Origin of the sequence: Vibrio hangzhouensis, assembly GCF_900107935.1 — a bacterium.
GTDB lineage: Bacteria > Pseudomonadota > Gammaproteobacteria > Enterobacterales > Vibrionaceae > Vibrio > Vibrio hangzhouensis.
This window is the reverse complement of sequence record NZ_FNVG01000007.1, coordinates 1-17,454: the sequence shown is the minus strand read 5'-3', so window position 1 is coordinate 17,454 and position 17,454 is coordinate 1. Positions and strand designations below refer to the sequence as shown.

The 17,454-nt window shown below is 47.2% G+C and carries 16 protein-coding genes; 10 read left to right on the top strand and 6 right to left on the bottom strand.

Annotation, left to right across the window (positions count from 1 at the left end):
• Window positions 1-58 precede the first annotated feature (58 nt).
• The 7 genes from C4S60_RS08890 to yacG are packed head-to-tail and all read left to right on the top strand — an operon-like array spanning window position 59 to window position 5,960.
• Entirely contained in the window at window positions 59-517 is a 459-nt protein-coding gene (locus C4S60_RS08890) for a pilin (RefSeq protein WP_103879997.1), read from the top strand.
• Complete coding sequence (gene pilB / locus C4S60_RS08885) at window positions 518-2,206, top strand: type IV-A pilus assembly ATPase PilB (RefSeq protein WP_103879996.1); 1,689 nt, start codon at window positions 518-520, stop codon at window positions 2,204-2,206.
• 18 nt (window positions 2,207-2,224) lie between these two features.
• A complete protein-coding gene (locus C4S60_RS08880; RefSeq protein ID WP_103879995.1) occupies window positions 2,225-3,448 on the top strand; it encodes a type II secretion system F family protein in 1,224 nt (407 codons plus the stop codon).
• A 42-nt stretch (window positions 3,449-3,490) separates the two neighbouring features.
• The gene (locus C4S60_RS08875; RefSeq protein WP_103879994.1) at window positions 3,491-4,360 is read left to right on the top strand and encodes a prepilin peptidase; all 870 of its coding nucleotides are present in this window, start codon (window positions 3,491-3,493) and stop codon (window positions 4,358-4,360) included.
• A gap of 2 nt (window positions 4,361-4,362) precedes the next feature.
• Window positions 4,363-4,971: a dephospho-CoA kinase gene (gene coaE / locus C4S60_RS08870; protein WP_103879993.1), complete on the top strand. Its 609-nt coding sequence runs from the start codon at window positions 4,363-4,365 to the stop codon at window positions 4,969-4,971.
• Between the two features lie 31 nt (window positions 4,972-5,002).
• On the top strand, window positions 5,003-5,743 hold the full coding sequence (zapD, locus tag C4S60_RS08865) for a cell division protein ZapD (protein WP_103879992.1): 741 nt from the start codon (window positions 5,003-5,005) through the stop codon (window positions 5,741-5,743).
• Window positions 5,744-5,765: 22 nt separating this feature from the next.
• Window positions 5,766-5,960 (top strand): DNA gyrase inhibitor YacG, encoded by a 195-nt coding sequence (gene yacG, locus C4S60_RS08860; RefSeq protein WP_103879991.1) that lies wholly within the window; start codon window positions 5,766-5,768, stop codon window positions 5,958-5,960.
• A 118-nt stretch (window positions 5,961-6,078) separates the two neighbouring features.
• Here yacG and rplS read toward each other — a convergent pair whose 3' ends face one another.
• The 5 genes from rplS to ffh all read right to left on the bottom strand — a co-directional run bounded on the left by rplS (window position 6,079) and on the right by ffh (window position 9,706).
• A complete protein-coding gene (gene rplS / locus C4S60_RS08855) occupies window positions 6,079-6,432 on the bottom strand; it encodes a 50S ribosomal protein L19 (protein WP_006074418.1) in 354 nt (117 codons plus the stop codon).
• Window positions 6,433-6,474: 42 nt separating this feature from the next.
• A complete protein-coding gene (gene trmD / locus C4S60_RS08850; protein ID WP_103879990.1) occupies window positions 6,475-7,224 on the bottom strand; it encodes a tRNA (guanosine(37)-N1)-methyltransferase TrmD in 750 nt (249 codons plus the stop codon).
• A 35-nt stretch (window positions 7,225-7,259) separates the two neighbouring features.
• Window positions 7,260-7,817 carry a ribosome maturation factor RimM gene (rimM, locus tag C4S60_RS08845; RefSeq protein ID WP_103879989.1) on the bottom strand — a complete coding sequence of 186 codons (558 nt, stop codon included), beginning with the start codon at window positions 7,815-7,817 and terminating at the stop codon, window positions 7,260-7,262.
• Between the two features lie 19 nt (window positions 7,818-7,836).
• Window positions 7,837-8,085 (bottom strand): 30S ribosomal protein S16, encoded by a 249-nt coding sequence (gene rpsP, locus C4S60_RS08840; RefSeq protein WP_096995628.1) that lies wholly within the window; start codon window positions 8,083-8,085, stop codon window positions 7,837-7,839.
• A gap of 235 nt (window positions 8,086-8,320) precedes the next feature.
• Window positions 8,321-9,706 carry a signal recognition particle protein gene (gene ffh / locus C4S60_RS08835; RefSeq protein ID WP_103879988.1) on the bottom strand — a complete coding sequence of 462 codons (1,386 nt, stop codon included), beginning with the start codon at window positions 9,704-9,706 and terminating at the stop codon, window positions 8,321-8,323.
• 173 nt (window positions 9,707-9,879) lie between these two features.
• Between ffh and C4S60_RS08830 the strand changes: the two genes are divergently transcribed.
• Together C4S60_RS08830 and C4S60_RS08825 are read left to right on the top strand one after the other, a co-directional pair.
• The gene (locus C4S60_RS08830) at window positions 9,880-10,674 is read left to right on the top strand and encodes a cytochrome C assembly family protein (RefSeq protein WP_103879987.1); all 795 of its coding nucleotides are present in this window, start codon (window positions 9,880-9,882) and stop codon (window positions 10,672-10,674) included.
• Window positions 10,675-10,772: 98 nt separating this feature from the next.
• On the top strand, window positions 10,773-12,041 hold the full coding sequence (locus C4S60_RS08825) for an HlyC/CorC family transporter (protein WP_103879986.1): 1,269 nt from the start codon (window positions 10,773-10,775) through the stop codon (window positions 12,039-12,041).
• Between the two features lie 57 nt (window positions 12,042-12,098).
• On the opposite strand, the gene metH is transcribed toward C4S60_RS08825, so the two are convergent.
• Entirely contained in the window at window positions 12,099-15,776 is a 3,678-nt protein-coding gene (metH, locus tag C4S60_RS08820; RefSeq protein ID WP_103879985.1) for a methionine synthase, read from the bottom strand.
• 288 nt (window positions 15,777-16,064) lie between these two features.
• Between metH and C4S60_RS08815 the strand changes: the two genes are divergently transcribed.
• Window positions 16,065-17,387, top strand: coding sequence for a cation:proton antiporter (locus C4S60_RS08815; RefSeq protein ID WP_103879984.1), 1,323 nt, complete (start codon window positions 16,065-16,067; stop codon window positions 17,385-17,387).
• The last annotated feature ends 67 nt before the right edge of the window (window positions 17,388-17,454 follow it).

Here is a 17,454-nt window from a genome sequence, read left to right as displayed (position 1 = left end):
ATGGAAATGACTCGGATATTAAGGTTGGCTCATACGACGTGTTGTTTAGGAATACACAATGAAAATAACAGCAAAACAGCAGGGCTTTACGCTAATTGAATTGATGATCGTGGTAGCCGTGATTGGGGTATTGGCAGCTGTAGCGATGCCACAATATCAGAAGTACGTAGGGAAAAGTGAAGCGGCTTCAGCCCTTGCGACCCTTTCTGCTCTTAAGACAAATATCGAAACCTATACATTAGAGCAAGGACAGTTTCCTGATGACGGAGACCCTAATGTCAAAGCCTTGTTAGGCTTACCCAGCGCCTTGAGTAACGCGATAGCTGTAACCAGAACTCAAAGTGCTGCCGGGAGCGTGATCGTTAACTTCAACAACATTGCAAACGCCAGTCCTTCGATAAAGACCACTAAAATTGGTCTGTTCAGAGAACAAGACGGAACCTGGTCCTGTGGAAGCTCTGCCTCCACCGACTCCGGATTATTGCCTAAGGGTTGCACGAACAAATCCGGTATGTAAGTGAACCTGACTCTCTCCTCGATTCTACAGCGGGCTAACCTCATCACCTCGAAACAAGGAAAGTACCTTGAGCAGTGGGTCGCATCTTCAGGTTTATCAAACCCTGAGGGCGTGGTTCACTTAGGCTGGCAGAGTGCTCAAACTCTTACAGAAAAGCTCAGCCAGTTATTTGGTTTACCAACGAAATGTCTGCAAGATTACCAGTTTCAAGAGCTATGCCAGACACTGGCGGTGCGGGATCTGATTCTGACTTATCATGCACTGCCTATAGAAAAAAAAGATGACATCCTGTTAATTGCTGTGGCTGACCCTACCCTGCCACAAATCGAAAATGACTTTCGCTTTGCAACAGGACTGCAGATTGAGTTTGTGCTGGGCAACTGTCTGGATATTCGCGCAGCGATCCGACGCATGTATGGGGATAAAACAGCAGACTTTCAGGAGCAGAGTAAAGAGCTGACCTCCGATGAACTGGCGACACTGGTTCAGGTCAGTGATATTGAAGTCGATAATATCGAAGATCTGTCACTGGATGAGTCACCCGTCAGTCGTTTTATCCATCAGGTGCTGCTCGATGCAGTACGTAAAAAGGCCTCAGATATTCATTTTGAACCTTATGAAGACTCATACCGTATCCGGCTGCGCTGTGACGGTATCCTGATAGAGACCCAACAACCCGCCAATCAGCTCAGTCGACGTCTTGCCGCTCGTATTAAGATTCTGGCCAGACTGGACATTGCCGAGCGCCGCTTGCCGCAAGACGGAAGGCTAAAGCTGAGGCTTTCTGAGACGGCATCAATCGATATGCGTGTCTCTACCCTGCCCACTATGTGGGGAGAAAAAATCGTTTTGAGATTGTTAGACGGAGGGGCATCCAGTTTGGCCATCGACCAATTGGGTTACAGTGAATGGCAAAAGTCTCAATACATAGACGCTCTGCGCAAGCCACAAGGGATGATATTGATGACCGGGCCTACTGGCAGTGGCAAAACTGTTTCATTGTATGCGGGGCTGAACATTCTGAATACACCTCAGCGCAACATATCGACCGCAGAAGATCCGATAGAGATTCACCTAGAAGGAGTAAACCAACTCCAGATAAACCCCAAGATTGGACTCGATTTCGCTACCGCACTCAGATCATTCTTACGCCAGGACCCTGATGTCGTCATGCTGGGAGAGATTCGAGATATTGAAACCGCAGAAATTGCTATCAAGGCGGCTCAGACGGGTCACTTGGTGATGTCAACATTGCATACTAACTCGGCCGCAGAAACCATTACTCGGCTAAAGAATATGGGGATAGACGGTGTCAATCTTGGCAGTTCACTTTCGCTAATTATCGCTCAACGTCTGGCTCGCTGTTTGTGTCCGACTTGTAAGCAGGTTGATCGCACTACAAATCAACGGATAACGCCCTTAGTTTCTGATGAGACATCCACCATATTTAAAGCCAACAGCAAAGGGTGCAATGAGTGCAATCAGGGTTATCTTGGCAGGACGGGAATTTATGAAGTTATGCCGTTTACTGATGAACTTACTCAAGCCGTAATGCAGCAAGCCAGCATGGCCGAAATCCATGCGATTGCCAAGTCACAGGGCATGATTACACTCAGGCAATCTGGTTTCGAAAAGCTTCGTCAGGGCATCACCAGCTATGAAGAACTGCAACGCGTACTCTATTTTTAGCCACGGAGTGAATTGCGAATGCAAAAACCCGAACTGACATTGAAATCATACCGCTGGAAAGGTATCAACAGCCTGGGAAAAAGAGTGTCGGGACAGATTCTGGCCATGACAGAATCAGAGGCACGTGAACGCCTCAGACAACAACAGATCCAGGTCAGTAAACTTCGTCGTCATAGCATTTCGTTATTGAGTAAAGTATCCCATCGCATTACCCCAAAAGACATCACCATCTTAACTCGGCAGTTGGCGACTATGCTCAGTACCGGTATTCCGATTATCCATGCCATTAAACTGATCGCTCAAAATCAATCCAAAGCGGAAATGAAATCCGTTCTGGCCGAGCTTTGTAAAGGGCTGGAAGCAGGAACGCCAATCTCCCGAGTAATGCAAGTCGCTAGTCGTCATTTTGATAGCTTCTATGTGGATATGGTGGCCACAGGGGAAACCTCTGGTAACCTCGCAGCTGTCTTTGAACGTCTTGCCAGCTATCGGGAAAAGCAGGAACTGCTGCGGGCTAAAGTCGTCAAGGCACTGATCTACCCCATCATGATATTTCTGGTCTCGCTGGGGGTTACCTACCTGATGCTGACAGAAGTCATACCGGAATTCGAAGCGATGTTTCGCGGCTTTAACGCGTCATTACCCTGGTTTACCACTCAGGTACTCAACCTCTCCATCTGGCTTCAGGCATATGGATCCCTGTTCTTTTTCAGCGCAACCCTGTGTATTCTTGGGCTAAAACTGGCACGCCAAAAAAGTAATGCCGTTCGATTACACACCAGCCGTATGATACTGAAGATACCAGTTCTCGGGTCGGTAATGACCAAAGCGTCAATCGCCAAGTTCAGCCGAACCCTGGCAACCAGCTTCAGTGCTGGCATTCCTGTTTTGTCGAGTATTCAAGCCAGCGCAAAAACGGCCGACAATCTGTACTACCAGCAAGCCATTCTTGCCATACATGCTGATATTGCCGCCGGAGCCCCGATCCATCTCGCCATGCGACAGGTTGGCGCTTTTCCAGAAATGGTATTACAGATGGTCATGATTGGTGAGGAATCAGGAACGCTGGACGATATGCTCAATAGAATCGCTGCAATTTATGAAGCGGATGTCGACAATACGGTAGATAATCTTGGAAAAATTTTCGAGCCCGTGATTATTCTGTTATTGGGCAGTCTTGTTGGCAGTTTAGTCGTGGCAATGTACCTGCCTATCTTTAACTTAATGTCGGTAATAGGCTAACATAGGCATTAACTTATTGATTTAGTGATTGTGTACCCAAAAATGGAAGTCTTTACCTTTTATCCCTGGTTGTTCGCACTGTTTGCCGCGGTTTTTGGCTTAATCGTGGGTAGTTTTTTGAATGTTGTCATCCACCGACTTCCTATTATGATGGAGCGAGGCTGGCGCTCGGAATGCGCCGAGGCATTTCCTGAATATAAAATCACGCCCCCAGAAGGCAGCTTCAATCTCAGTATCCCCAGATCCGCTTGCCCCAAATGTCACACGCCGCTGCGGGTTCTGGACAATATTCCAGTGATCAGTTGGCTGCTGTTGGGTGGAAAATGTCGCCATTGCAGCAACAAAATCAGTATTCGTTACCCTCTGGTAGAAGTGCTTACTGCGGCAATGAGCACCGTCATTGCCTGGCAACTGGGCTACAGTGAATACAGCCTGGCTCTGATTTTCTTCAGTTTTGTCCTTATCAGCGCCACGTTTATCGACCTGGATACGATGTTACTGCCGGATCAACTGACCCTCCCCTTAATGTGGGCAGGCATCACGCTGGCACTGCTTAATGTGTCGCCGGTTTCTCTAACTGATTCTGTCGTTGGTGCAATGGCTGGCTACCTTTCTCTTTGGTCTGTTTTCTGGCTGTTTAAGTTGATCACAGGAAAAGATGGTATGGGTTATGGTGACTTTAAACTTTTGGCTGCACTCGGTGCGTGGTTGGGTTGGCAGCATTTACCTCTTATCATACTGTTGTCGTCGGTTGTAGGCGTTGTGTTTGGCCTTATCCAACTAAGGATGCAGAAAAAAGGCATTGATGTTGCGTTTCCATTCGGTCCGTACCTTGCAATAGCCGGCTGGATCAGCGCCATCTGGGGTGAACAAATCATTCATTCCTATCTTCAGTCTTTCGTTGGGGTCTAATTATGACTTTTGTTATCGGACTCACGGGTGGTATCGCAAGCGGTAAAACCACCGTTGCAAACCTGTTCCATGATCACTTTAGCATTGATTTGGTTGATGCCGATGTCGTTGCCAGAGAAGTTGTCGAAACGGGTTCCAAGGGGCTTGAAGCTCTAACGGAACACTTTGGTGAGACGATTCTGCAGACCGACGGTAATCTGGATCGCGCCGCACTCAGAGCGCGCATCTTTACTAACGAGCAAGAAAAACAGTGGGTCAACAACCTGCTCCATCCTATGATTCGTGAACGCATGCAGCATCAACTGGCCAGTTCCACCAGCCCTTACACTCTACTGGTTGTTCCGTTACTCATTGAAAATCAACTACAAAGCATGGCCGACCGTGTTTTGGTCGTCGATGTCAGTGAGCAAACACAAATTTACCGAACAATGACACGTGATGGGGTGCCTGAGTCTCAGGTGCGTTCTATACTCAAAGCACAAGCAGACCGAAAAACTCGCTTAATGTATGCAGATGATGTGATTGATAATAATACTGATAACGCTCAACTTTTGTCCCAAGTCACAGAATTGCACCAAAAGTACCTAGCATTATGCGGTAAAGATCGGTGAAAATAGCAGGGAAGCGTTTAAAGGCTAGCACATGATCACAAATAGATTCGAACACCCTCTTAACGAAAAAACAAGAATTTACCTAAGAGTTGAATCTCTACTGAGACAGCTTCAACATTCCTCGTCTTTTTCAGATAACTATCAGTATCAAATTTTCTTTAAGTCACTGTTTGATCTGCTAGAAATCTTCGAGCAGATTCAGTTAAAAAGTGAACTTGCTAAAGATCTGGAAAAGCAGCGACAAACTTATCGCGCTTGGTTGAACGTCGATGACGTGGACCAAGAAATGTTAGGGTCGATACTGAGTGACCTCGATGCCGTGCACCGAGAACTCATGATGGCTGAGCGTTTTGGGCAGTCTTTGAAAGAAGATCGTTTTCTAAGTGCGATCAGACAACGATTTGGGCTACCTGGAGGCTCCTGCTGCTTCGATCTCCCATCACTTCATTACTGGCTGCACCTTCCTATTGAAAAGCGCATGCACGACGCAGAGAAATGGTTAAGCTCAGTCAAGCCATTGGTGAACGCATTGCAACTTTGGCTCAAACTCACGCGGGAAACCGGTCGTTTCAAACCACAGGTTGCCAGAGCGGGTTTCTTTCAAAGTGATGCTGAAGAAGCCAACATTCTGCGACTCACCATCCCGATGGAGTATGGCGTTTATCCCATGGTCTCTGGCCATAAGAGCCGTTTTGCCATCAAGTTTATTGCCTTTGAGTCTGGTCAGGCCTACCCTAACGATATCGAATTTGAGTTAGCCGTATGCTGCTGACTCCTCACACTCAGGAACCATTATGAGTAAACCAACCGTTGTTCAGTGTCCACAATGTAAAAAAGATGTGGTGTGGAGCGAAGACAGTCCGTTCAGGCCTTTCTGCTCTAAGCAGTGCCAGATGATTGATTTTGGCGAGTGGGCCGATGAAGAAAATACGATTCCCGGCGCGCCCGATATGTCCGATAGCGATGGCTGGTCGGAAGATAACTACTAAAAGCATTCCATTAAGAGTCTCCATTGGAGACTCTTTTTTTGTCTGTCACTTTCTCCAAGCATAAAAAAGCGGAGCCCTTGGGCTCCGCTTAATACTTGAGAACGCTAGTAAAATAGCATTACTTCTTAGCAAGTTTCTCTTTGATACGAGCAGACTTACCAGAACGCTCACGTAGGTAGTACAACTTGGCACGACGTACTGCACCACGGCGTTTAACTTCGATGCTATCAACCATTGGAGAGTGAGTTTGGAACGTACGCTCAACACCTTCGCCGTTCGAGATCTTACGAACAGTGAAAGCAGAGTGAAGACCACGGTTACGGATAGCGATTACAACGCCTTCGTAAGCCTGTAGACGCTCACGGTCACCTTCTTTTACTTTAACCTGAACTACAACAGTGTCACCTGGTGCAAATTTAGGTAGGCCTGATTTCATTTGCTCTTCTTCAAGAGCCTTGATGATGTTACTCATGTTCTTAAATTCCTAGAATAAACTGATACTAAATTAAATAGGTTACTTGCTATTGTCTCGAGTCTCTTTAATGAACTCGACAAGTAATTGTTCCTGTTCGTCAGTCAGAGCTAGGTTTTCCAGGAGCTCCGGTCTTCTTAGCCAAGTACGGCCTAACGACTGTTTGAGTCGCCAGCGACGAATATCCTTGTGGTTACCAGACTTGAGGACACTTGGTACCTCTAAATCTTCTAACACCTCAGGGCGCGTATAGTGCGGACAATCTAACAAGCCATTAGCAAAAGAGTCTTCTTCTGCTGAAGCAAAATCGCCTAGTACTCCCGGAATAAACCGTGAGACTGAGTCGATTAGCGTCATGGCTGGGATTTCCCCACCTGTCATCACAAAATCTCCGATTGACCATTCTTCGTCAACCTCAGTTTGGATGATGCGCTCATCTACCCCTTCGTAGCGTCCACAAATCAACACGAGGTTGTCGTTTTTCGCCAGTTCTTCTACCCCAGTTTGGTCGAGTTTTCGACCTTGAGGAGAAAGGTAAATGACTTTCGTCTTACCCGGTGATGCTTGCTTGGCAGCGTGAATGGCATCGCGCAAAGGCTGTACCATCATCAACATGCCTGGACCACCACCGTAAGGTCTGTCATCGACAGTTCGATGCTTGTCGTGAGTGAAATCACGAGGATTCCAAGTCTCAATCGACAGTAGACCTTTTTTAACCGCTTGACCTGTTACTCCATAATCAGTAACGCTGCGGAACATGTCTGGAAACAGGCTAATTACGCCAACCCACATCTGTTCTCTCGCTCTATTTAGTTACCAATAATGGATTAGAATCCAGGATCCCAGTCAACTTCGATCCGTTGAGCATCGCGATCAACTTTCTTGATCACTTGCTCTTCAAGGTACGGTATCAACCGTTCCTTTTGCCCAAAAGCATCTTTCAGATTCGCTTTCACAACCAAAACATCGTTCGAACCAGTTTCCAACATATCGGTTACTTCACCTAGGTCGTAACCTTTAGTTGTCACCACTTTCATGCCGAACAATTCGCGCCAGTAGAACTCATCTTCTGACAGCTCTGGAAGCACAGCTGGGTCAATCGCAATCTCAAAGTTAGTTAGCAGGTGAGCTTCTTCACGAACCTCAAGACCTTCTAATTTGCACACCATACCTTTGTTATGGCGTTTCCAACTTTCGACTTTGTACTCTACCCATTCACCCTTTTGGTTTATATACCAAGGGCTGTAATCGAAAATACTTTCAGGATTGTCTGTGTAGGTAAATACCTTAAGCCATCCACGAATGCCGTAAGTAGAACCAAATTTACCTACAACAATTCTTTCGTCTTGATTGCTCATAGTTTCTTTACCTTTCATCGACGACATACTGCTTACTTAACTAGAATTAAGCCGCTTTTTGAGCGTCTTTAACTAGCTTAGCAACGCGGTCAGATACAGATGCGCCTTGACCAACCCAGTGGTTAACGCGATCTAGGTCTAGACGTAGACCTTCTTCTTGACCAGTAGCAGTTGGGTTAAAGAAACCCACTTTCTCGATGAAACGGCCAGTTGCTGCATTGCGGCTGTCCGCTACTACGATTTGATAAAATGGACGCTTCTTAGCGCCGTGACGTGCCAAACGAATGGTAACCATATCGTCCTCTTTGCTTTCTCAATAATAAAAATGACCTCAGAAGTGTTTCTCAAATGAGTAACCTGAGGTCTCGTGCCAAAATAAAGCCTCGGAATTTTACTCTTATTCCGAGGCATTGCAAGGGGTTTAGCTATTTTTTCACCAGTTTTTGGTCCAAGGTGAAGGTGTGAGCTGGCTAACAGTTTGAAATTAAATAGTAGACTCCGTTAACTAGGCCCTAAGGCCTAGCAGCTAACTATCGACCAAACGGATTAAAGCCGCCGCCACCGCCGCCCATGCCACCCATCATGCCTTGCATGTTGCGCATCATGCCGCGCATGCCACCTTTCTGCATTTTCTTCATCATCTTCTGCATTTGAGTGAACTGCTTGAGCAGACGGTTAACATCCTGAACCTGAGTGCCCGAACCAGCTGCAATACGCTTCTTACGAGAACCCTTGATAAGTTCCGGGCGCTGACGCTCTTTCATTGTCATAGAGTTGATGATGGCTTCCATCTGCTTAAACATCTTGTCATCAACTTTGTCTTTAACATTGTCAGGAAGGTTTGCCATGCCAGGGAGTTTGTCCATCATTCCCATCATGCCACCCATGTTCTGCATTTGGCCTAGCTGCTCACGGAAGTCTTCAAGATCAAAGCCTTTTTTCTCTTTGAACTTCTTCGCCATTTTCTCGGCTTTCTCAGTATCCACATTGCGCTGTAGATCTTCGATAAGAGAAAGTACGTCACCCATGCCAAGAATACGCGAAGCAACACGGTCCGGATGGAACGGTTCTAGTGCGTCAGTTTTCTCACCCACACCTAAGAATTTGATTGGCTTACCCGTGATATGACGAACAGATAACGCGGCACCACCACGTGCATCACCGTCAACTTTTGTCAGGATCACACCTGTAAGTGGTAGCGCATCGCCAAACGCTTTTGCCGTATTTGCTGCATCCTGACCCGTCATAGCGTCAACAACGAACAACGTCTCAACCGGATTAATCGCAGAATGTAGCTGTTGGATCTCATCCATCATTTCATGGTCAACAGCAAGACGACCGGCAGTATCGACAATCAATACGTCGTAGAACTTCTTCTTCGCATGATCGATAGCGGCATTCGCAATGTCGATGGGTTTCTGATCCGCCGTAGACGGGAAGAAATCGACACCGATGTCGGTCGCCAAAGTTTCAAGCTGTTTGATCGCCGCAGGACGATAAACGTCAGCAGAAACAACCAGTACTTTCTTTTTCTCGCGCTCACTAAGTAGCTTGGACAGCTTACCGACACTGGTGGTTTTACCTGCACCCTGCAGACCCGCCATCAGAATGACAGCTGGCGGTTGTGCTGCTAGGTCGAGTGCTTCATTCGACTCTCCCATCACAGACTCTAGTTCAGCCTGAACAATCTTGATGAACTCTTGACCAGGAGTGAGAGACTTCGATACCTCAACACCCACAGCGCGTTCTTTAACGCCTTTAATGAATTCACGAACAACAGGCAGCGCGACGTCAGCCTCCAGAAGCGCCATGCGTACTTCGCGCAGCGTTTCCTTAATGTTCTCTTCGGTCAGGCGACCTTTACCGCTGATGTTCTTCAGCGTTTTGGATAGACGATCCGTTAAATTCTCAAACATTTCTTTCTCTTCGCTTAAAACTTGCGATCAATTGCAGTGAGTATACCTTAGCCAGCAGTGAGAGTCATATCTAACAAGATCAAATACCCATCAATAGTTTTCACTTCCGGCATGGCTCATTGACCAGATGCAGGGTATAATTCCTGCTCTAAGCAATCGATTTTTTAGGAAAAATGGACAGTTTAATCGCAATTGCGGCCACAATTCTCTATGTATTGGCCATCGCAACCATCATTCCAGGTCTGGTTCATCAGGTCGGGATCCGTACAAAAACTGTTCTTGTCAGTGCGACACTGGCACTGGCATTTCACGCCTGGCTATTGAGTGATCTCATCTTTAGCGGCAGTGGACAGAACCTCAGTATCCTTAACGTAGCCTCTCTCATCAGCTTTATCATTTCATTAGTGATGAGCGTCGCCATGTTAAAAACCCGAATTTGGTTTTTGCTGCCTGTGGTTTACAGCTTTGCTGCCATTAATCTGTCAGCAGCCGCTTTTGTTCCTACCGCATTCATCACTCATCTGGAACACAACCCCAAATTACTGATCCACATTTCGTTAGCGCTCTTTTCTTATTCTACTCTGTCTATTGGTGCGCTTTATGCCATACAACTGGCATGGCTTGACCATAAACTCAAAAATAAAAAAGCACTCACGATTAATCCCAACCTACCTCCGTTAATGATGGTGGAGAGACAGCTTTTCAAGATCATTCTTATCGGTACTGGACTTTTAACCGCTACTTTGATCACAGGTTTTGTCTTTGTTCAGGATATGTTTGCTCAAGGAAAGGCTCACAAAGGCGTATTGTCCTTTATTGCCTGGATCATTTATTCTGTGCTGCTTTGGGGTCATTACCAAAAAGGGTGGCGCGGCAAAAAAGTAACCTGGTTCGCGGTTGCCGGTGCAACTTTACTTACTCTGGCCTATTTTGGTAGCCGTTTTGTAAGAGAGATAATCCTGAGCTAACACTCTGGCAGTGACGCACTACGACTAATGGCGCGTTGACAACAGAGCACAAATAGTTCATTAATTAACCAGCTATTAACCAAAGGAATTCTTAAGTTTTGGACGACATTTCGACCGGTATTTTATTTGCGATACTCGCAGGTCTGATTGTAATTTCCGGCTACTTCTCCGGCTCAGAGACAGGGATGATGTCTCTCAACCGCTACCGACTTAAACACCTTTCTAAGACTGGCCATAAAGGCGCTAAACGCGTAGAAAAGCTGCTTAACCGACCCGATCGTTTAATCGGCTTAATCCTGATTGGCAACAACCTGGTCAATATTCTCGCCTCAGCCATCGCAACCGTCATCGGTTTACGCCTCTATGGTGACCTGGGTGTCGCTATGGCGACTGGTGCGCTGACGCTGATCATTCTGGTATTCGCCGAAGTGACCCCTAAAACGCTTGCCGCTCTCTACCCGGAACGCGTCTCTTTCATGAGCAGCATTCTGCTCACGATTTTGATGAAACTGCTGTCTCCATTGGTAATATTGGTGAATTTCATCACCAACGGTTTTATCCGTCTGTTAGGCATAAAGGTCGATCACAGCGATGAAGACCACCTGAGCTCCGAAGAATTGAGAACAGTGGTGAATGAGGCCGGCTCACTGATACCACGCCGCCACCAGGACATGTTGATTTCGATTTTGGATCTTGAACATGTCACGGTAAACGACATCATGATCCCTCGTAACGAGATCACGGGTATCAACATCAACGATGACTGGAAATCCATTGTTCGTCAGCTCACCCACTCACCGCACGGACGTGTCGTGTTGTACCGTGATCAGATAGATGAAGTGGTCGGTATGCTGCGCTTGCGTGAGTCGTATCGTTTGATGCTCGAAAAGAACGAGTTTACCAAAGAGACCCTGCTAAGAAGTGCTGACGAAGTCTACTTCATTCCGGAAGGCACTCCTCTGAACGTTCAGATGCTCAAATTCCAGCGTAATAAAGAGCGCATCGGACTGATTGTTGATGAGTATGGTGATATTAACGGTCTGGTGACGTTAGAAGACATACTGGAAGAAATCATTGGCGAGTTTACCACATCAATGGCGCCAACCCTGTCCGACGAAATCACGCCGCAAGGCGATGGCAGCTTCCTCATTGAAGGTAGTGCCAATATCCGCGATATTAACAAAGGCCTGAAATGGAGCCTGCCTACGGATGGACCGCGTACACTTAACGGACTTATGCTCGAATATCTAGAAGATATTCCGGAGAGTCACCTGAGTGTTCAGGTTGCCGAGCATCAGATGGAGATCGTCGAACTGGAAGAGAACCGCATCAAAATGGTCAAAGTGTTTCCGAAAGCGAAGAAATAACCGACAAACAAAAAACGGCACCCACTCGGTGCCGTTTTGCTATCTCGGGTTAGCTTATTAGTTGATGTTAGGACCCAACCATTTCTCGGCTTCGACCTTATCCCAACCTTTTCGATCAGCATAACTATTAACCTGATCCTTTTGGATTTGAGCAATCGCAAAATAGCGAGAGTCCGGATGCGAGAAGTACCAACCGGATACCGAAGCGCCAGGCCACATTGCGTAGCTCGTGGTTAACGACATGCCAATGGTCTCTTCAACATTGAGCATTTCCCAAAGCGAGCCTTTCTCAGTATGCTCTGGACACGCTGGGTAGCCAGGTGCCGGGCGAATACCCTGGTACTTTTCTCGAATAAGATCGTCATTAGATAGCGCCTCATCCGCAGAATAGCCCCAGATTTCTTTACGAACTTTCTCGTGTAGGTACTCAGCAAAGGCTTCTGCCAGTCGGTCTGCAACGGCTTGGATCATGATGGCGTTGTAGTCATCACCTTGTGTTTTGTATTCATCGGCAAGCTCACGCTCACCAATACCACCCGTTACCGCAAAGGCACCAATCCAGTCCGGCTTACCACTCTCTTTCGGCGCAATGTAGTCCGATAGACAGTAGTTGAAGCCTTTTGGCTTCTCAGTCTGCTGACGAAGGTTATGAAGTACGGTGCGAACTTCACTGCGCGTTTCATCGGTATAGACCTCAATGTCGTCACCAACGGAGGCTGCTGGGAACAGTGCACACATACCCGCTGCTTTTAGCAGTCCTTCGCGCTCAACGCGATCAAGTAGGTCGTTCGCATCTTTGTACAAACGCTTCGCCTCGTCACCTACCTCTTCATGCTCAAGGATGGCGGGGAATTTGCCCACCAGCGACCAGGTCATAAAGAATGGCGTCCAGTCAATGTAATTACGCAGTGTCGCCACATCGAAATCTTCGAATACGTGTACGCCTGGTTTAGCTGGTTTTGGTGGCGTATAGTTCTGCCAGTCGATGTCGACCTTGTTCGCGCGGGCTTCTTCCAATGTCACTGGTTTAGTGCGCGGTTTTTTGCGGTTGTGCTGGTCACGAACGCGCTCGTAATCAAGATCGAGTTTCTCAACAAACGCCGGTTTTAATTCATTAGAGAGTAGCGAAGTACAAACACCAACAGCACGTGACGCGTTGTTCACGTAAACCACTGGCTCGCTGTAGTTCTGCTCAATTTTAACTGCAGTATGCGCTTTTGACGTTGTCGCGCCACCAATCAGTAGTGGCAGGTCGAAGCCTTGACGCTCCATCTCTTTTGCCACGTGAACCATTTCATCTAACGATGGCGTGATTAGACCGGACAGACCAATGATATCGACGTTTTCTTCTTTGGCGACTTTAAGGATCTTCTCACAAGGCACCATTACCCCAAGATCGATGATCTCGTAGTTGTTGCACTGCAGAACCACGCCAACGATATTCTTGCCGATATCATGAACGTCGCCTTTAACAGTCGCGAGAAGGATCTTACCGTTACTCGAGCCTGCCTGTTTAGAGGCGTTAATAAATGGTTCAAGATGCGCTACGGCCTGCTTCATAACACGCGCTGATTTCACTACCTGTGGTAAGAACATCTTACCTTCACCAAATAGGTCACCTACCACGTTCATGCCGTCCATAAGTGGCCCTTCGATAACCTCGAGTGGCTTAGAGGCATTCACACGCGCTTCTTCGGTATCTTCAACGATAAACTCGGTGATACCTTTTACCAGAGCATGCTCCAGACGCTTCTCTACCGGCCAGGTACGCCACTCTAGCGCACTGGCATCGTCTTCTTTGCCGACGCCTTTATTGGCGTATTCAGCGGCGATATCAAGTAGTCGCTCTGTACCATCATCACGACGGTTTAGTACCACATCTTCTACCGCTTCGCGCAGTTTATCTGGAACGTTGTCGTAAATCTCAAGCTGGCCGGCGTTAACGATGCCCATATCCATGCCGTTCTTAAAACAGTGGTACAGGAACACCGCATGAATCGCTTCACGCACATAGTTATTACCACGGAACGAGAAAGAAACGTTCGATACACCACCGGAGATCATTGCATGTGGTAGGTCACGTTTGATGTCTGCAACGGCTTCGATAAAGTCGACCGCATAGTTGTTGTGTTCTTCAATACCGGTTGCAACGGCAAAGATATTCGGGTCAAAAATGATGTCTTCTGGTGGGAAGCCCACCTCATCGACAAGAATGCGATAAGCATTGGTACAGATTTCCAGTTTGCGCTCACGCGTTTCTGCCTGACCGACTTCGTCAAACGCCATCACGATAACCGCTGCGCCATAACGTCGAATCAGCTTCGCCTGCTCAACAAACTTCTCTTTGCCTTCTTTAAGTGAGATGGAGTTAACAATGCCTTTACCCTGAATGCATTTCAGGCCTGCCTCAATGACTTCCCACTTGGAGGAGTCGACCATGATAGGTACTTTAGAGATCTCTGGCTCAGAGGCACAAAGGTTAAGGAATCGAACCATACAGGCTTCGGCATCAAGCATGCCTTCATCCATGTTGATATCGATGATCTGAGCACCGTTCTCGACTTGCTGACGAGCCACTTCTAGCGCTTCATCATACAGTTCTTCTTTGATAAGGCGCTTAAAACGCGCAGAGCCTGTAACGTTGGTACGCTCACCAACGTTAATAAATAGCGAATCTTTTTCGATAGTTAGAGGCTCGAGCCCCGACAATCGACAAGCAACCGTAAGCTCTGGAAGTGGACGTGGCGTCACACCTTCAACAGCCAGGGCCATCTGACGGATGTGCTCTGGGGTAGTACCACAGCAGCCACCAACCAGGTTTAAGAAACCGCTTCGCGCCCATTCACCAATATGCTCTGCCATGTCCTTGGGAGAAAGATCGTATTCACCAAAGGCGTTAGGCAAACCCGCATTCGGGTGAGCAGAAACGAAACCTTCCGAGATGCGGGACATATCTTCGACATACTGCCTTAACTCATCAGGGCCAAGTGCACAGTTGAGGCCGAAAGAGAGTGGCTTCACGTGACGTAATGCATTGTAGAAAGCTTCGGTAGTTTGTCCTGAAAGGGTACGACCTGAGGCGTCGGTGATAGTGCCTGAGATCATCACCGGAAGCTCGATACCTAACTCTTCAAATACCGATTCCACTGCAAATGAACATGCTTTCGCATTCAGAGTGTCGAAGATGGTTTCAATAAGGATTAGATCACTACCGCCTCGAATAAGTGCTCGAGTGGATTCCGAGTACGCTTCCACCAGCTCATCAAAGCTAACATTACGATAGCCTGGATCATTGACGTCAGGAGAGATAGAACAAGTGCGGTTGGTTGGCCCTAACACCCCGGCAACATATCTTGGTCGGTCCGGCGTTTTAGCGGTCCATTCATCCGCCGCTTCACGCGCCAGTTTTGCCGCTTCAAAGTTGATCTCTTCACTGAGAGATTCCATCTCATAGTCAGCCATCGCGATCGTGGTAGCGTTGAAAGTATTGGTCTCCAGAATGTCTGCTCCGGCTTCCAGATAAGCACAGTGGATCTCCTTGATCAGCTCAGGCTGAGTCAATACCAAAAGATCGTTGTTGCCTTTCAGATCAGACTGCCAATCTGCAAAGCGCTCACCTCGATAGTCCGCTTCCTCAAGTTTGTATCCCTGAATCATGGTGCCCATACCACCATCGATCAATAGAATACGTTGCTTTAGCTGACTCTCTATCTGCTTTCTTATGTTACTTCCCACGATACTGCCTCATTCCTTGCTAATGCTGTCATCGTATCACAGATTTTTTAGAAATCTAGACGTCTAAAAAATCTTTGCTGACTTGTTATCTCCTCAAATTATCGGACTCACGTGACAGACTCAAGCACTAGATCATAGTTAACGACGACAATTGTATTCATTTCGTCAGATCGCCGCATCAGACACACCTGAAATAAACAAGAGCAATGAATCCCAAAATAGTCATTGATATTCCCGATAGAGAAGCACAGAATCTCATTAACATTTTCTTACAATCTAGGTGACATTATGTCCGTTTATCAGACATTATGCTTTTTGTCTGCAGCTGCAATGTTAATTGCCTTTGTAAACAGCAAGATAGGCAAGATGCAAACCACCATTGCTATCACGGCGGGTGCGATGATGCTGTCTCTGTTGATACTGGTTGCGGGTCAGAACAACTGGTTTCAACTCACCGAGCTCGCCACCGAAACGGTGGCGGGTATCGATTTCGAAGATTTCCTGCTCAAGGGGATCCTCGGTTTCTTGTTGTTTGCGGGCGGTCTTGGGATCAAACTTCCCCATCTGAAAGATCAGAAGTGGGAGATCACTGTACTTGCATTAGGTGCAACCCTGTTTTCCACTTTCTTTATTGGCTTCGTGCTCTACGGTTTCTGCCAGTTTATTGGTATTGAGTTTGATCTTATCTATTGCCTGCTGTTTGGTGCATTGATTTCACCAACCGACCCGATAGCCGTTCTCGCCATTGTAAAAAAACTTCAGGCACCGGCACGTATCTCTACACAAATTGAAGGTGAGTCTCTGTTTAATGATGGCTTTGGTCTGGTTATTTTCGTTACCCTATTCACTATCGCCTTTGGTACAGAAGCACCTACATTAGGTAGCGTGAGCATGTTGTTTCTTCAGGAAGCCATCGGCGGTATTGTTTACGGCTTTGCGCTCGGGTTACTGTTCCATTATCTGATCAGCGCTACCGACGACCACTCTATGGAGCTGCTGCTTACTATTGGCGTCCCAACAGCAGGTTACGCATTTGCAGAATATCTCCATGTTTCCGGCCCACTCTCAATGGTGGTATCGGGCATCATGATAGGGAACTGGACTCGTTATATTGGTTTCTCAAAAGTCTCGGAAGAGCATCTGGATCATTTCTGGGAACTGGTGGATGAGTTCCTTAACGGTGTTTTATTTTTGCTTATCGGTATGTCAATGCTGTTATTTCAATTCCACCAAGAAGACTGGATTCTGATGGCCTTCTCGGTTCCTCTGGTACTGGGCGCACGATATCTGAGCGTTGCACTGGCCTACGTGGGCTTTAAGCGCTATCGCCACTACAACCCATGGTCGACCCGTATTCTCACCTGGGGTGGTCTGCGCGGCGGACTGGCGCTCGCCATGGCGCTGTCCATTCCTTCCGGCATTTGGGTAATTGAAGACAAACTGATCGATGTGAAAGAGATCATTCTGGTGATGACCTACTCTGTTGTGGTGTTCTCAATCCTGATTCAAGGCTCAACCATCACTCCCATGATTGAGAAGGCCAAGCTTGCAGAGAAGGAAATAGCGGCGAAGAAAGCAGCTCAAGAACAAACCAGTACTCATCAAGAATAGTGGTCTCTAATCGTCTACACAGAGCCTCACCTTATCGGTGGGGCTTTTTTATGAAGATAGGATTGAA

Excerpts from the sequence above, each read along its gene's own strand:
- ffh (WP_103879988.1), bottom strand. The coding sequence starts at position 9,706 with ATGTTTGAGAATTTAACGGATCGTCTATCCAAAACGCTGAAGAACATC.
- C4S60_RS08875 (WP_103879994.1), top strand. The coding sequence starts at position 3,491 with ATGGAAGTCTTTACCTTTTATCCCTGGTTGTTCGCACTGTTTGCCGCG.
- rpsP (WP_096995628.1), bottom strand. The coding sequence starts at position 8,085 with ATGGTTACCATTCGTTTGGCACGTCACGGCGCTAAGAAGCGTCCATTT.
- C4S60_RS08890 (WP_103879997.1), top strand. The coding sequence starts at position 59 with ATGAAAATAACAGCAAAACAGCAGGGCTTTACGCTAATTGAATTGATG.
- C4S60_RS08880 (WP_103879995.1), top strand. The coding sequence starts at position 2,225 with ATGCAAAAACCCGAACTGACATTGAAATCATACCGCTGGAAAGGTATC.
- C4S60_RS08815 (WP_103879984.1), top strand. The coding sequence starts at position 16,065 with ATGTCCGTTTATCAGACATTATGCTTTTTGTCTGCAGCTGCAATGTTA.
- trmD (WP_103879990.1), bottom strand. The coding sequence starts at position 7,224 with ATGTGGGTTGGCGTAATTAGCCTGTTTCCAGACATGTTCCGCAGCGTT.
- C4S60_RS08830 (WP_103879987.1), top strand. The coding sequence starts at position 9,880 with ATGGACAGTTTAATCGCAATTGCGGCCACAATTCTCTATGTATTGGCC.
- zapD (WP_103879992.1), top strand. The coding sequence starts at position 5,003 with ATGATCACAAATAGATTCGAACACCCTCTTAACGAAAAAACAAGAATT.
- rimM (WP_103879989.1), bottom strand. The coding sequence starts at position 7,817 with ATGTCGTCGATGAAAGGTAAAGAAACTATGAGCAATCAAGACGAAAGA.
- rplS (WP_006074418.1), bottom strand. The coding sequence starts at position 6,432 with ATGAGTAACATCATCAAGGCTCTTGAAGAAGAGCAAATGAAATCAGGC.
- yacG (WP_103879991.1), top strand. The coding sequence starts at position 5,766 with ATGAGTAAACCAACCGTTGTTCAGTGTCCACAATGTAAAAAAGATGTG.
- coaE (WP_103879993.1), top strand. The coding sequence starts at position 4,363 with ATGACTTTTGTTATCGGACTCACGGGTGGTATCGCAAGCGGTAAAACC.